This window comes from Francisella salina (genome assembly GCF_000219045.1).
Classification (GTDB): Bacteria; Pseudomonadota; Gammaproteobacteria; order Francisellales; family Francisellaceae; genus Francisella; species Francisella salimarina.
Genome location: NC_015696.1, coordinates 2,001,955 through 2,017,009, shown reverse-complemented (window position 1 = coordinate 2,017,009; position 15,055 = coordinate 2,001,955). Strand labels below are relative to the sequence as shown.

Genomic DNA, 15,055 nt, shown 5'->3' with positions numbered 1-15,055 from the left:
CCTGGGGGATTAGAAAAACTATTTTTAGTAGAATTATTAATAGAGATAACTTTTACCGTAATGTATATTTGGTTGTATAGATTTGTTTTACATCAGAAACAATAATGAAAACTATAAACTTTGAAAAATTATATACTGATTTTACAAGTATTTTTGATTTATGTAGATACACAAATGAATCTCTAGAAGAAGAGGTTATTAGAAGAGTCAAAGAAGATAATATCACTGAGGGCATGTTTCTGTTTAGATTTAGATTAGTAATATTTAAGTTTGAAGTAGCTAATAATTCTGTCGAATATATTGGATATGAAAAATAAAGAAGAATATAAAATTTAGCTATTTTTATTTAGAATAAGGGAACCTACTAAAGATAATACTGCTGTAATAATAGCAATAAAAGCAGGTACATAAAGTGAGTGGTACTCTAGAATAAGAGATTGTGTTATAAGAGGCATAAATCCAACGAAAACAGCAGAACCTAAACCATAACCAATTCCCATACCAACTAATCTTACTTTGACAGGTAGAGCATTAATACATCTATATTGAGCAATCATAATATAAGCACTAAAAAAAATACTATAGACTAAATACGCAACCATATAGTGTGAGTTATGAATAAAAGCATAGCATAACCAGATAGATAATATTGATGATAAAAGTAAGAACCAATTATCCAATTTTGGAATGTTATCTTTCTTTATTAGTAATGCTGATAGTAAGCCAAATAAACACATCATAAGTAAGCCTATAATACTAATCTTGAGCATACTGTTAGAGCTATAACTAGATAGATTTGTTAAATAGCTTGGTAAAGCATAATAGAACAATGTAATACAAGACATAACATTAGCAGTCATCAAAAAACAACCTAATAACGGCATTTTGTAATGTTTGAATAGCTCAATAATTGGATTTTTTGTCAGTTGATTAGTTTGTAATAATTGTGTAAAAAGAGGACTCTCATGCAGCTCTTTTCTTATATAAAAAGTAACAATTCCTAGCGTAGAACCAAGTATAAAAGCAATTCTCCAAGCATAATTCTCAGGGAAAATAAAATTAAGTATTATCGTTAGTAGCTTAGCAAGCATTACACCTATAGCTGCAGAGATCATTATTGCTGCGATAGGATATATTTTGTTAGTAATGATAGTTTCGTTTAGATATGTAAATGCACTATTGACCTCTCCACCAGCAGAAAGACCTTGCATAATACGAAAAGTAAGTAATAGTAAACCAGCATATATTCCTATGACTGAAGCATTAGGAATAAGACCAATACCTAATGTGCCAATTGTCATCAAAAGTACAGCAGCTACCAATACTTTTTTGCGTCCAACTCTATCACCAATTTGTCCAAAGATAATGCCACCAATAGGTCTTGTAACAAAGCCTAAAGCAAATATTAAAAGTATGATAATTTGGGAGTTAGAACTATGAAGTAAATGAGCTCCAATCACTTCAGAAAAGCTCAGATATATTATAAAATCAAAATATTCTAGAACCATGCCTAAAGAACAAAGAAAAATAGTTTTTAGTTGTAAGTCTTTCATTTTTTTATCTCTAATTTCAAAGTTTAAATAAAAGTACCTAACTCGCAATAATTAGGTCAAATTGTTCGTAAGATAATATCATGAAAATAACTAAACTATAGTGAATATGGTTTTGTAAAAAACAAAAAAATAAGTCATTTTTGCTTTATAAAAGAAACTATTTTAATCATCTGCTATAATCTGTTTATCTAAAATTTTCAAAAATAATTTGCATGGCTGAAAAATATATATACTCAATGCATAGGGTCGGCAAAGTTGTGCCACCTAACAAATATATCCTTAAAGATATTTCACTATCATTCTTTGATGGCGCAAAGATTGGTGTATTAGGTCTTAATGGTTCTGGTAAATCAACACTACTTAGAATTATGGCTGGTCTTGATACTGAGATTGTTGGTGAAGCAGCTCCACGTAAAGGTGTCAAAATTGGTTATCTACCACAAGAACCGAAGCTAGATGAAACAAAAGATGTAAGAGGTAATGTTGAAGAGGCATTATCACACTTGCAAGAGATGCTTACTAGGTTTGATGAAATTAGTATGAAGTTTTGTGAGCCAATGTCAGATGATGAAATGGCTAAACTTCTAGAAGAGCAAGGTAATTTACAAAATGCTATAGATGCTGCTGGTGCTTGGGAGATTGATCGTAAGCTAGAGGTTGCTGCAGAAGCTCTTCGCCTTCCACCTTGGGATGCTGATGTTACTAAGCTATCTGGTGGTGAAGCTCGTCGTGTTGCTTTATGTAAACTTCTATTATCTGCTCCTGATATCCTACTTCTAGATGAGCCTACTAACCACTTAGATGCTGAATCTGTAGCATGGTTAGAGAAATTCTTGGCAGAATATAAAGGTACAGTTGTAGCTATTACTCATGATAGATATTTCTTAGATAATGTTGCTGAGTGGATTCTTGAGCTTGATAGAGGAGAAGGTATACCATTTAAAGGTAACTATTCACAATGGCTTGAGCAAAAGCAAAAACGTCTAGAGATGGAAGAGAAACGTGAATCTTCACATCAAAAAGCGCTTAAAGAAGAGCTAGAGTGGGTACGTCAAAATGCCAAAGGTCGCCAAGCTAAATCAAAAGCTAGATTAGCGAAATTCGATGAGTTAAGCTCACAAGAGTTCCAAAAGCGTAATGAAACTCAAGAGCTATATATTCCACCTGGAGAAAGACTAGGTAACAATGTCATCAAAGTCAAAGATCTTGTAAAATCTTTTGATGATAAGCTTCTTGTAGATGGTCTTGAAATGGATGTTTATCCAGGTTCGATTGTTGGTATTATTGGAGCTAATGGTGCTGGTAAGTCTACATTCTTTAAGATGCTAACTGGTAAAGAAACTCCTGATTCTGGTGAGATAAATATCGGTGAAACTGTAAATTTAGCTTATGTAGATCAGTCTCGTGATGCTCTAGATGATAACAAAACTGTTTGGGAAGAAATTGCAGATGGTCTAGATGTAATTACAGTTGGTAAATTCACTATTCCATCACGCCAATATGTAGGTAGATTTAACTTCAAAGGAGCAGATCAGCAGAAATATATTTCTCAGTTATCAGGTGGAGAGAGAAACCGTGTCCATCTTGCGAAGCTACTTAGAAGTGGTGGCAATGTTATTCTACTAGATGAACCGACAAACGATCTTGATGTCGAGACTCTAAGAGCGCTTGAGGAAGCTATATTAGCCTTCCCGGGTTGTATTATGGTTATTTCGCATGATAGATGGTTCTTAAACCGTATTGCGACTCATATGCTTGCTTTTGAGGGTAATAGTGAAGTGGTTTGGTTTGAAGGTAACTACGATGCTTATATCGAAGACAAAAAGCGCCGTCTTGGTGATAAATATGATGCTATCACTAAGATCAAATATAAGCGAATTTCGGTTGATTAATATTTATCTAATCAGCTATTTATCTAAATGATATTAAAGTAAAATCTTAATTATTTTTCTTTAATAAATAGCTTCGCTGGAGAGGTTTATGATTAAAAAAATAGTGTTTTATATATGCTTTTTTCTCTTCCTATTAAACTATAGCTTTGCTGATACTGGTATTAGTAATGATCCGATAAATGCTCCTTCTAATCCTTCAAAAGTAGAGAGTAAAGGTTTTTTGGATGAATTTGTAGTTACACCAGTTACAGATGTAGCCTTATTGGCAACTGCACCAATTGGTTCTTTTTTTGGTTTATTCAAAGGGGCTTCAAAGACACAAGATATTCTCTATAATGGAGAATATCATTCAGGTGATAGCGATATAGTTAATGCTTTTGTAGCTCCATTTGCAGCAATAGGCTTTGCATTAGGTGGAGCAATTTATATGACTGTCAAACTACCTGCTGATCTGATAAGTGGTGAAAAGTTAAATTACTAAAAAGGAGTATATTTAAAACTTATAGTTGGGGGCTACAGTTTCCAAATTACTTTAGGCAAAGTCTAAAGTTAATAGTAACCTTCTTTCTCCATCTACAATATTTGGTGATCTATGAACTATAGCTGAGCCTGAGTTGCCTATCCAAGACTCCCCTTTAAGTAATGCAATATCTCCAGTATTAAGTTTTTGAATATTTGCATTTTTATTCAAGAAAGGATTATCGACCTTACCTAGTAAGTTTCTATCAACTTCTTCATTATATAACCATTCGCTTCCTGTACCTGAATAAGTTGTTATAAGTCTACATGGCACATGATCAACATGAAAACGAGGGCACATAGCTTTATCAATAATAGCTAATCTTAGACCGGCTTGTTCTAAATCAAAAAGATAACAAAACATATCGATGATCTCTGTTATATCTTCAATTAAATAATTTTGCAGAGGAAAGTTTGGTAGCTGCTTAGTTAGTTGTTCTTTGACATCTAATGGTTTGACTATTATAGGTAGAGTATGAGTACTGCTACTTTCTCTAATGTAATTTTTAGCAGCTATAGATAAGTTTTCACTAATATTTCTCTGCCATATAGAGATATTAATATTATCATCGTATATATCTGATAGTACTAATTTATCTTTTGATTGAGATCTGTTTTTTCCAATAGATTTTACCATAGCTTCAGTACACAAGAAGATTTAACTTAAAATTCTTAATATGTTATATTATAACATTTAATAGTATTTGATAAGATTTATATTGTCTAGATACAAAATCAATAAAGGTTAGGTATTAGTAATGCAAGATATGGCTCCTCAAAAACTTATTCCTGTGATCGTAATCACAGGTTTTCTAGGTAGTGGAAAGACTACTTTCTTATCTAAGCTTCTTAGACAAGAAGGAATGTCAAGAACAGCTATAATAATTAATGAGTTTGGTGAAGTTGGACTAGATCATGCTTTAGTTGAACATAGTGATGAAGATATCGTTGAACTCCAAAATGGCTGTATCTGCTGTACTATTAGAGCAGATTTGACTCAAACATTACTTAATTTAGCAAATAAACTGTCAAACAAAGATACGAAAGAATTCGATAGAGTTGTAATAGAAACTACAGGTTTGGCAGATCCAGCACCTATAATCCATACATTAATGAGATCATTCGAGCTTCATCAAAATTATAAGTTAGCAGGGGTGATTACTATTGTTGATGCGGTTAATGGGGCTTCAACTTTAGATATACATCAAGAAGCTCTTAAACAAGCCGCAATGGCTGAACGAATTGTTATTTCTAAGACAGATATAGCTGACAAAAAAACACAAGAAAATCTAATAAGTGTATTAAGGTCAATAAATCCATCAACTCAAATAATAGATGGTGCAGATAAAGGTGCTGTAATATCAGCAATAATAGGTTTAAATACTTATGATTCAGATAGTGAATCTGAAGAAATTTTAAAGTGGCTTGCAATCGAAGAGTTTGATCAGCATCATAACCACGACCACGACCACGACCACGACCACGACCACGACCACGACCATCATAATATAAATCGCCATAGTAGTGAAATACAAGCTTTTTCAATGACTAGTTGATACCCCTATTAGTTTGATGGCATTTAATTTGTTTCTAGAGCTAGTTTCAGCTATATCAGGACCAAACTTGCTTCGAGTTAAGGGTATTATAAATATAGTGGGAGAGGAGGTGCCTGTGGTTATACACGGAGTACAACATCTTTTTCATCCTGTTAGATGGCTCGATGAATGGCCAGATAATGATCATCGTACTAGATTAGTTTTTATAACTCGTAATATTCCTGCTGAGGTAATACAAAAGTTATTTGATTCTTTGTCATCAGCTACTACAGAGGCCTGATGTATTTTTGTATCAAAGATAACAATTTTATAAAAAATAAATTATAATCACCTCAGAGTTTATTCTGACAATATTTATCTAAACTCTTTTTTATCAAAAGTTTGATAATCTGCTTCGTATAACGTGTTGTTAACACAAGTTAGAATTTGCTCAGATAAATATTTAAAGTTAAAAACCTTAAGGGATTATTATATGTCATTTGAGAGTTACCCAAAAACTAGACTTCGTCGAACTAGACAGACTGAATGGTCAAGAAAGTTAATTGCAGAAAATACTCTTTCGCCAAGTGATTTAATTTGGCCGGTATTTATACATGACCGTGATGATGAAGGAGATATTCCTATTGAGTCTATGCCTGGAGTATTTCGTTATAGCCTAAAAAGTGTTCCAGCCATTGTCAGAAAAGCAACTGAGTTAGGAATCCCAGCAATAGCACTTTTTCCAAATATAAGTAGTCATAAGAAAGACTCTCAAGCATCAGAGGCTGTAAATCCATCAAATATTGTTTGTCGAGCTATAAAAGCTGCAAAAGATGAAAATAAGAATATCGGAATTATATGTGATGTAGCTTTAGATCCTTTCACAGATCACGGACATGATGGGATTCTAGACGATAAACATAGGGTATTGAATGACCAGACTGTAGATGTACTAGTTCAGCAAGCACTAGTTCAAGCGCAGGCAGGATGTGATATCGTTGCGCCTTCTGATATGATGGATGGGCGTATTGGAATGATTCGTCAAGCATTAGAAGATGAGGGGTTAGTTGATACGCAGATTATGTCATACGCAGCTAAGTATGCTTCAGGATTTTATGGACCATTTAGGGATGCTATAGGTACTACTAACCTAACAGGTAATGATAAAATATTAAAATTTCGCGATAAGCGTGGCTATCAAATGGATCCAGCAAACTCTGATGAAGCACTTAGAGAAGTAGCTATGGATATATCAGAAGGCGCTGATAGTATTATGGTCAAGCCTGGTATGCCATATCTAGATATAGTTTATAGAGTATCGTCAGAGTTTAGACTTCCAACTTTTGTTTATCAGGTAAGTGGCGAATATAATATGCTTAAAAAATCTGTTGATTGTGGTGAGTTAGATGAGAAAGTTATTTTAGAGTCTCTGCTAGTGTTTAAGCGTGCTGGTGCATGTGGGATATTTACGTATTTTGCACCTTATGTTGCTGAGAAGCTATTACAGAAGTAATTATATGAATTTATATTAGCTCTTAGTTATAAGTTTACTAAACTATAGATCTAGTTTACTTATAATATTTTTAGACATTGACTCTATAGCACCTTTTACAACATCAGAGAGTATTTCATCTTTTTCAAAGATTCTTTGACCCTCTACACCATAAAACTCAACATTGCTAATATCCATCCCTATAGCATCAGCTAATGCTAAAGATGGCGCGACTCCAACGCTATGTGAGGATAGAAAACCACCAAAGCTAAGTATGTCTTTTGCTTTGAAGTAAAACTCTGTACCTGGTGTAACTTTTGCATATACAGCATCTATTAAGATAATTTTGTCATATCCACTATCTAGAAATGTTAGTAGATTTAAACCGGGTCTATCAGCACTTTCTACAGTGATATTTTGAATATTTTTTTCTCTTACAATTTCAGCTAGTTTATCGGCTACAAACCAACCAAATTGATCATCTGCAAAAGGTGATCCTATACCAAGAATTAGAGTTTTTTGCTTCATTTTTTACCTTTTATGATAAATAAAATTCTGTAGGGGTAGCACATTATGCTGTCCAGTAAGGTATTATTTTATTTTTCTTTTTGAGTATACATTTACAAACTTAAACACAAAAAATACAGAGAAAATAGCTACTAAGCTTAAGCCAATAGTAGATGAATAATCATCAACAAAGCCAGTAATCATATTAATTGTAGCTATATTTGTATTTAATAAACCTAACAATTCAACAAATGCAACGATATAAGCAGCTGCTATCACAATACATAGTATTATAATGTTATAACGATAAAATCTCTGCTCTTTTGAGTTAAAGCTTAGAACTTTTGACATCAATCCAGCATCTATAGAGTCAACTATAATCATCCCTAGAGCAAATGAGATAGGTAGCAACATAATATACCAAATAGATAAACCATTTAGTACATTAGCAGCAGCCATGCCCAATAGAGCTATCTCAGTCGCGGTATCAAAGCCTAAACCAAATAGAAAGCCTACAAGATACATTTTATATGGTCTATCTATAACTTTGATTATAGGTCTAAAAAGTTTTGCCAATATAGAATTTGATGTATGATCGTGAGCCATACTAGTTTTATTTTTGAGCATTTTCTTTAGAGAGAGAAGACTCATAGTCCCTGTTAGTAGCAAAAATACAGCCGATACAATAGTTCCAAAAAAAGCTCCCACATCCAAAGCACTAGTTTTCTCGATACTTGCAAAACTAAAGCCGATAACTATAAGTAGAGTAAGTAGAAAAACTATTGTAGAGTGACCTAAAGCAAAAAATAAACCAGTTTTGAAACTCGCTCTATTTTGAATTATTAGTTGTCTAGTTACATTATCTATAGCTACAATATGATCAGCATCAAAGCCATGTCTAAGACCTAGCATAAAGGCAATGCCAATCATGCTAAGCATTTTGAGATCTTGGGTTGCTAGGAATAATAGTAACGCTAAGATTAGTACAGAGAAAATAGTTATATTTTTTCTCATATTAGTTCCTTAAATTATGAACATAGTTAATATTTCGCTACTTATTTTAACTAATTTTGTTTCTTAAATTAGAAATTTATAGCTAAATTAAAAAAATATGTGTCATAGGATGATTGATTGTGTTTAATCTCTATCAATATTCAAAGTTAAGAAATGTACAGAACATGAGATACATGGATCATAGTTACGAATAACCATCTCAGCATGTAGCCTTATATCATCTTCTGGCTTATCTAAACCAAAGTTTTCTAAAGCTATACGCAAATCAGCCTCGATACAAGGTAAGTTTTGTGATGTAGGTGCTGATATTCTAATTTTCTCAGCTAAACCTTTATCATTAACCTTGATATGGTCGATTTGGATACCGCGTGGAGCTTCTACAGCACCCCAAGCATCAGCAGCTTTAACTGTATAGTCTAGGCAAGGAGTATCTGTATATGAATAGTTTTCACATATTTTAAGAGCTCTTTCTATTGCCCAATAACCTTCGATAGCTCTAGCTACAACAGAATGGAACATGTTTTTACTTGGCCATTTAACACCAGTAGCATGAGCCATTTCTTGGATATGCTTAGGCAGTTTGTCGAAGTTTAGGTTGATTCTTGGAAGAGGACCTAAAAGTATTGGCTCACCATCAATAGTTGTAGAGTGTAGAGCTGTAGATTGTGGAGCATGAAACTCTCTGAAATGATCATCATACTCACTAATATGGAATTTTTCACCATCACTAGTAATCACATCATCACCAAAGATAGGATACTCAGTAGGATGAGATAAACTAACCATCTTAAATGGGATTTCTGTCTCTGGGAATGATAGTGTAGATACCCATTCAACAACATCTTGAGCTTCTTTTAGAGCATCTTTTAACTTAGGAATCAGAGCATGAACTTCTTTAACTAAAGGAGCTTTGTAGAAACCACCAACTTTCATACCGTTAGGGTGAACTGATCTACCACCTAAAAGCTTAAGAATATCATTACCTAAATGTTGTAGTTTAACACCACGAACAACTTCTTTAGGAAAGTCTTTTGCCATCTCTATAGCTGATCTATAGCCTAAGAAGTCAGGGGCTGCTAGTAAATGCACATGTAAATAATGTGATTCAATCCACTCACCTAAAAACATCAATAGACGCATATCATCTATCCATTGAGTTCTAGTAATATCAAAAGCACTTTCATAAGCTCTTGAGAAGCCTGCCTGATATGCAAGAGGGCAAATACCACAAATACGTGCTACAGCATCAATAATTGCATTTGGCTCTCTACCTTCAAGGAATTTTTCAAAATAACGAGGTGGCTCATAAATTCTTAGCTCACACTTATCTATTTTGCCATCTTTAATTCTTAAATCTAAAGCACCTTCACCTTCAACACGGGCTAAAATAGGCACTTCAATAACAGTTTCTCTACTCATGATTATACTCCAGCCTTTTTAAATACTTCATCTTGGCTACTGATAAATCTATATTTATCTTGGATTTGTTTGTCTGATAAACCAAGTTCTTTTAATCTAGTTGTCATTGCATCTAGATTGGCATATTTTGATGCACCAAAGCAACCATAACAACCACGTCCAAGTTTTGGACAGATTGCACCGCAACCATCTGCTGTTACAGGACCCAAGCATGGCTCATCTTTTGCCACCATTACACAAGTAACCCCAGCATGCTTACAGCTTGTGCAAACTGGATCAACAACTTTCTCAGGCTCTACACCAAATAGTAGCTGGCGGATAGCTTTGAGTATTTGCTCCGTAGTTATAGGACAACCAGAGATTTCAAAATCTACATTTACATACTCTTTGATAGCTTTTGCTGTAGATAAATCTTCTTTGATAATCACATCTGTATCTTGAGGATATACAGCTTTTTGCCATTCTAGGAGCTCGGCAGCATTTGTATAGTTTCTTAGAGCTTGAATACCACCAGCTACGGCACAAGCACCGATAGCCACTACATACTTTGCTTTTTCTCTAATTTTTTGTAAGCGTGGAATATCATGATGAGTGTTTACACTACCTTCGATAAATGCAATATCAACATCAGCAAACTCATCTAGAGGACCAGCTTCCGCAAAGTGAACAATATCAACCATTTCAGCTAATGTAAGTAATGATACAGCATCATTGATTAGAGCTAGTTGGCAACCATCGCATGAGCTAAATTTATGCACGGCGATTTTTGGTCTAGGAGCTAAATTTTTTAATTTATCTTGAGCTGACATAACTATACTCCTTTTATTTCTAATAGTTTTTTAACAGCTGGATAAGCATATACAGCACCATCTTTACAGACAAACTCTTTGCCCATTTGGCAATGACCGCAATGTCCGATAGCACACTTCATGCTACGCTCTAAGCTGACAAAAATCTGCTCTTCTGGTACGCCAACCTTAGCAAACTCTTTAGCAACATTTTTCATCATGATCTCAGGACCAACAGTCATAACCACAGTATTTTTGTGATCAATATCAAGATCCGGAATTGCTGCAGTTACAAAACCATCGTACCATTTCCATGGACCATGAGGCTCACCAGCAGTAGCTGCTAAAAGCACCTCTGTATTTGGTTGGTTATTCCAACGAGTATATTTATCTTGATAAATAAGGCCAGAAGTATCGCGAATACCTTGTACTACATAGACTTTGCCAAAAGCATCTCTATCTTTTAGGATTTCTTCTGTTGCAGCAACTAGAGGAGCATTACCAAGACCACCAGTCATAATTACAACATCTTTTCCTTTAGCTTGTTCTACAGGCCAAGAGCTACCATAAGGGCCTCTTACGCCGATAGTATCGCCTGTTTTTAGTTTGCCCATACCTTTGGTTACACGACCAACTACTTGGATTGTATGCTCAAATATCTCATCAGAGAAGTTTTTATCATTTACGATAGAAATAGCAACTTCGCCAACACCATATAGGTACAGCATATTAAACTGACCTGGGTGGAATTTATAATTTTTACGTAGCTCTTCATCTACAAAACGTAAACGAAATGTAAAAATATCATGATCATCTTGGATAAACTCAACTATCTCTGCTTCATGTGGTAAGTAAGCATCTTGTGGGTATATCATAATTATTTCTCCTCACAAATAGCGTTAATTTCTTCTGTAACATCAATTTTTACAGGACACCATGTGATACAACGACCACAACCAACACAACCTTTAGTTTTGAACTGTTCTCTCCAAGTTCCAAACTTGTGTGTTAGCCATTGGCGGTATCTATGTTTTGGTTCTTCACGGTATAGCTCGCCATGAGTATAACTATGATCTAATCCAAAACATGAATCCCATTCACGAGTATGTTCACTTTCTTTGCCGTCTAAACTTGGCTCTTCTTTTTCTGTATGGCAGAAACAAGTAGGACATGATTGAGTACAGCTACCACAAGATAGACATCTCTCTGCAACATCATCCCATTGCGGATGGTCATAAGAGCTTGTTAGAGCTTTTTCTACTTGAGCTATTGGTGGTAGAGTTTTCTCTTGCATAGCATATACAGCTTTTACTTTTTGTTCAGCTTGGTATGTTTGTGCACCTGTTGCAGGACCTAGTTGTAGAGCTAATATTGTTTGTCTACCTTTGTCACTACCTGTCTCGATTACAAAGCCATGATCAATCTCTGTCATCGCTAAATCAAAACCTTTATCAGCCTCAGGCTTATCACCTAGAGCTATACAAAAACAGTTACTGTGAGCTGTAGTACAATTAGCAGCTACGATAAACATAGCTTCTCTTCTAGCTTTATAACGAACATCTTGATAAGCATTTTCAACAAATACTCTATCTTGAATCTCGATAGCTCTTAGATCGCAAGGTCTAACACCTAGTACAGCATATTTTTTGTTGTTCAAACTTTGATTGAATGCTAATCTACCATTCTCATCACGCGTAACTTTCCAGAGAGTTTCTTTCTCTTCAAAAAGCATCGGCTTAACAGACTGAACTGGTACACTCCAACCAAAAGCTTTTTTGGCATCTGTTTTGATGACTTCATATTTTGCAGGCTCTTGTATATCTACATAACCCCATGGAAGCTCACTTGCATTGTTTATATTGTCATAAACAATAGATTTATCTCTAACTGCTGGCGCCATAACTTCATAGCCTTGCCCTGAGAAGTAAGAAATCATTCTATCTAGATCATTATGTTTTAAGAAATAAAACTGACTCATATTACTCTCCTTAACATATTCTTGGTAATTGCTCACCACTTAACCAATCTACGCGTCTTTTGCCACTAAATGTGGTTTTCATAAAGACTTGAGATTGCTCACTTTTTCTTACGGTTGCTATCACTTGGGCATTTTCTCCTAATGGATGACCCCTTAAGCAGTCCAAAACCTTTTGAGTCTGACTAGGCTTACAAGCGATTAAAATTTTGCCTTCATTGGCGATATATAATGGATCCAAACCAAGAAGCTCACATGCTGATTGAACTTCTCTAGAGACAGGAAGATTTGCCTCATCTATCTCGATAGCTACATTGTATTGGTTAGCCCATTCATTTAGGGTTGCACCAACTCCACCTCGAGTAGGATCACGCATTGTTTTTATTTGACATTTATTGTCATAAATTGAATCAACTAAGTTGTCTAAAGATGTTGCATCGCTTAGAATTTGACACTCAAAATCAAGACCTGCTCGTTGTGACATCACAGCTACACCATGATCGCCAAGAGTGCCATTGATGATAATCTCATCACCATCTTCAAGAGCATCTCTAGTTACAAAATCATCACGGATAACTCCAACTCCAGTTGTATTGATAAAGATACCATCACCTTTACCTTTCTCAACGACTTTAGTATCACCTGTTACAATTTGAACATTTGCTTTTTTAGCTGCCTCTGCCATAGAGTCTAAGATTATTTTTAGATCTTTAAGGGGAAGACCTTCTTCCAAAATAAGCCCTACAGATATATATAATGGTTTAGCTCCACCAACTACTAGATCATTGACTGTACCGTGAATTGCAAGACTACCTATATTGCCACCTCTAAAGAAATATGGCGTGATAACATAGCTATCTGTTGTCATGGCAATTTTGCCATTTATTTGTGGTAATACAGCTTGATCTTCTGCTTGAGCTAGATATTGACTATCAAAGCTTTTTTTAATCATCTGCTCGATTAAATGATGCATAGCTTTACCACCAGCTCCCATTGCTAGGTCGACTACACCGTTTTTGATATTTAATTTCACAGCCATTTTAATCTCCGTATTGATAGTGTGCAGCACAGGCACCTTCTGATGAAACCATACAAGCTCCCATAGGTTGCTCTGGAGTACATACCACACCAAATAATTTACAATCTTTTGGCTCTTTAAGACCTCTTAGAATATCAGGGCAAGCACATTGTTTATGCTCTAGCCCTTGTACCTCGGGAATTTGATAGTATTTTTCAGCATCAAATTTTGCGTACTCATCTTTTATTTCTAAAGCACTGTTTGGGATATATCCAAGTCCACGCCATTCAAAGGTATCTCTGATAGTAAGATATTGAGAGATTAAATCTTGTGCTAGTTGGTTGCCATCAGGTACTACAGCCCTTGTATATTGATTTTCTATGCCTATTTTGTCAGCGTTAATCATCTTGATAAGCATAAGTATAGATTGTAGTACATCCAAAGGCTCGAAACCTGCTACAACCATTGGTTTTTCGTATTCTTTTGTGACTTTATCGTAAGCATTACTACCAATGATAACACTGACATGAGATGGGCCTAAAAAGCCATCAATCTTAACATCCTCAGATAAGATTGCTTGCATAGCTACTGGTGTAAGTACATGGTTACAAAATATTAGAAAATTATCCAACTTCTTAGCAATAGCTAGTTGTATAGCCACAGCAGTTGGGGGAGTAGTTGTCTCAAACCCGATAGCAAAGAATATAATCTTTTTATTAGGATTTTCTTCAGCAAGTTTTAGAGCATCTTCCACTGAGTAGATCATCCGTACATCAGCACCGCGTGCTTTAGCTTTGATTAGACTATCTTGATGAGATCCCGGTACGCGAATCATATCTGCATAGCTACAGAATATGACATCTTTTTGTGATGCCAAAAATATTGCCTGATCGACTCTCTTGATTGGTAGTACACAAACTGGACACCCCGGACCATGTATCATTTTGACATTTTCTGGCAAAAGACTAGGAATCCCATAACGATGTAGTGCATGTGTATGCCCACCACAAAATTCCATTAGGTTATATTGTCTATTAGGGTCAACTTCTTTAGCGATTTGTTGTAAAAGACTTTTTGCAACTTCCGGGGCCCTAAATTCTTGTATGTAATCCATTACATTACCCCTTTTATATTATACTTTTTAGATCCTCTAGAGTCTGATGAGCCATTTCTTTATCTAGTTTACTTAATGCAAAACCAACATGGATTATGACAAAATCACCTATAAGAACTTCATCTCTTAGTAGTGCTAGAGAGATATTTTTTTTTACACCGCCAACATTAACAATTGCTTGATTATCTTCTTTGATTTCTACAATTTCTGCGGGTATTGCTAAGCACAT

At 34.9% G+C, this 15,055-nt stretch carries 17 protein-coding genes; 6 read left to right on the top strand and 11 right to left on the bottom strand.

Annotated elements, in window-relative coordinates; translation table 11 throughout:
• The first annotated feature begins 104 nt into the window (after window positions 1-104).
• The gene (locus F7308_RS09760; RefSeq protein WP_013923712.1) at window positions 105-317 is read left to right on the top strand and encodes a hypothetical protein; all 213 of its coding nucleotides are present in this window, start codon (window positions 105-107) and stop codon (window positions 315-317) included.
• A gap of 15 nt (window positions 318-332) precedes the next feature.
• Here the strand turns inward: F7308_RS09760 and F7308_RS09755 are convergent, their stop codons facing one another.
• On the bottom strand, window positions 333-1,553 hold the full coding sequence (locus F7308_RS09755) for an MFS transporter (RefSeq protein ID WP_013923711.1): 1,221 nt from the start codon (window positions 1,551-1,553) through the stop codon (window positions 333-335).
• Between the two features lie 212 nt (window positions 1,554-1,765).
• Between F7308_RS09755 and ettA the strand changes: the two genes are divergently transcribed.
• Together ettA and F7308_RS09745 are read left to right on the top strand one after the other, a co-directional pair.
• Complete coding sequence (gene ettA / locus F7308_RS09750) at window positions 1,766-3,445, top strand: energy-dependent translational throttle protein EttA (RefSeq protein ID WP_013923710.1); 1,680 nt, start codon at window positions 1,766-1,768, stop codon at window positions 3,443-3,445.
• 88 nt (window positions 3,446-3,533) lie between these two features.
• A complete protein-coding gene (locus F7308_RS09745) occupies window positions 3,534-3,926 on the top strand; it encodes a hypothetical protein (RefSeq protein ID WP_013923709.1) in 393 nt (130 codons plus the stop codon).
• A gap of 51 nt (window positions 3,927-3,977) precedes the next feature.
• Here the strand turns inward: F7308_RS09745 and F7308_RS09740 are convergent, their stop codons facing one another.
• Window positions 3,978-4,601, bottom strand: coding sequence for a DUF1826 domain-containing protein (locus F7308_RS09740; protein ID WP_013923708.1), 624 nt, complete (start codon window positions 4,599-4,601; stop codon window positions 3,978-3,980).
• A 121-nt stretch (window positions 4,602-4,722) separates the two neighbouring features.
• On the opposite strand from F7308_RS09740, the gene F7308_RS09735 reads away from it, so the two are divergent.
• From F7308_RS09735 to hemB, 3 genes are all read left to right on the top strand, one after another.
• Window positions 4,723-5,520: a CobW family GTP-binding protein gene (locus F7308_RS09735; RefSeq protein WP_013923707.1), complete on the top strand. Its 798-nt coding sequence runs from the start codon at window positions 4,723-4,725 to the stop codon at window positions 5,518-5,520.
• Between the two features lie 7 nt (window positions 5,521-5,527).
• Window positions 5,528-5,800: a CobW C-terminal domain-containing protein gene (locus F7308_RS10230; RefSeq protein WP_269562930.1), complete on the top strand. Its 273-nt coding sequence runs from the start codon at window positions 5,528-5,530 to the stop codon at window positions 5,798-5,800.
• 192 nt (window positions 5,801-5,992) lie between these two features.
• Window positions 5,993-7,012: a porphobilinogen synthase gene (gene hemB / locus F7308_RS09730; protein WP_013923705.1), complete on the top strand. Its 1,020-nt coding sequence runs from the start codon at window positions 5,993-5,995 to the stop codon at window positions 7,010-7,012.
• 42 nt (window positions 7,013-7,054) lie between these two features.
• Here the strand turns inward: hemB and F7308_RS09725 are convergent, their stop codons facing one another.
• From F7308_RS09725 to F7308_RS09685, 9 genes are all read right to left on the bottom strand, one after another.
• On the bottom strand, window positions 7,055-7,519 hold the full coding sequence (locus F7308_RS09725) for a hydrogenase maturation protease (RefSeq protein ID WP_013923704.1): 465 nt from the start codon (window positions 7,517-7,519) through the stop codon (window positions 7,055-7,057).
• Between the two features lie 63 nt (window positions 7,520-7,582).
• Window positions 7,583-8,512, bottom strand: coding sequence for a HoxN/HupN/NixA family nickel/cobalt transporter (locus tag F7308_RS09720; RefSeq protein ID WP_013923703.1), 930 nt, complete (start codon window positions 8,510-8,512; stop codon window positions 7,583-7,585).
• A gap of 123 nt (window positions 8,513-8,635) precedes the next feature.
• On the bottom strand, window positions 8,636-9,931 hold the full coding sequence (locus F7308_RS09715) for a Ni/Fe hydrogenase subunit alpha (protein ID WP_013923702.1): 1,296 nt from the start codon (window positions 9,929-9,931) through the stop codon (window positions 8,636-8,638).
• A 2-nt stretch (window positions 9,932-9,933) separates the two neighbouring features.
• Window positions 9,934-10,740: an NADH-quinone oxidoreductase subunit B family protein gene (locus F7308_RS09710; protein WP_013923701.1), complete on the bottom strand. Its 807-nt coding sequence runs from the start codon at window positions 10,738-10,740 to the stop codon at window positions 9,934-9,936.
• A 2-nt stretch (window positions 10,741-10,742) separates the two neighbouring features.
• Entirely contained in the window at window positions 10,743-11,594 is an 852-nt protein-coding gene (locus tag F7308_RS09705) for an FAD/NAD(P)-binding protein (RefSeq protein WP_013923700.1), read from the bottom strand.
• 2 nt (window positions 11,595-11,596) lie between these two features.
• Window positions 11,597-12,697: a 4Fe-4S dicluster domain-containing protein gene (locus tag F7308_RS09700; RefSeq protein WP_013923699.1), complete on the bottom strand. Its 1,101-nt coding sequence runs from the start codon at window positions 12,695-12,697 to the stop codon at window positions 11,597-11,599.
• Window positions 12,698-12,707: 10 nt separating this feature from the next.
• Window positions 12,708-13,733: a hydrogenase expression/formation protein HypE gene (hypE, locus tag F7308_RS09695; protein WP_013923698.1), complete on the bottom strand. Its 1,026-nt coding sequence runs from the start codon at window positions 13,731-13,733 to the stop codon at window positions 12,708-12,710.
• 1 nt (window position 13,734) lies between these two features.
• On the bottom strand, window positions 13,735-14,826 hold the full coding sequence (gene hypD / locus F7308_RS09690) for a hydrogenase formation protein HypD (protein WP_013923697.1): 1,092 nt from the start codon (window positions 14,824-14,826) through the stop codon (window positions 13,735-13,737).
• Window positions 14,827-14,839: 13 nt separating this feature from the next.
• Window positions 14,840-15,055 (bottom strand): HypC/HybG/HupF family hydrogenase formation chaperone, encoded by a 216-nt coding sequence (locus F7308_RS09685; RefSeq protein WP_012280238.1) that lies wholly within the window; start codon window positions 15,053-15,055, stop codon window positions 14,840-14,842.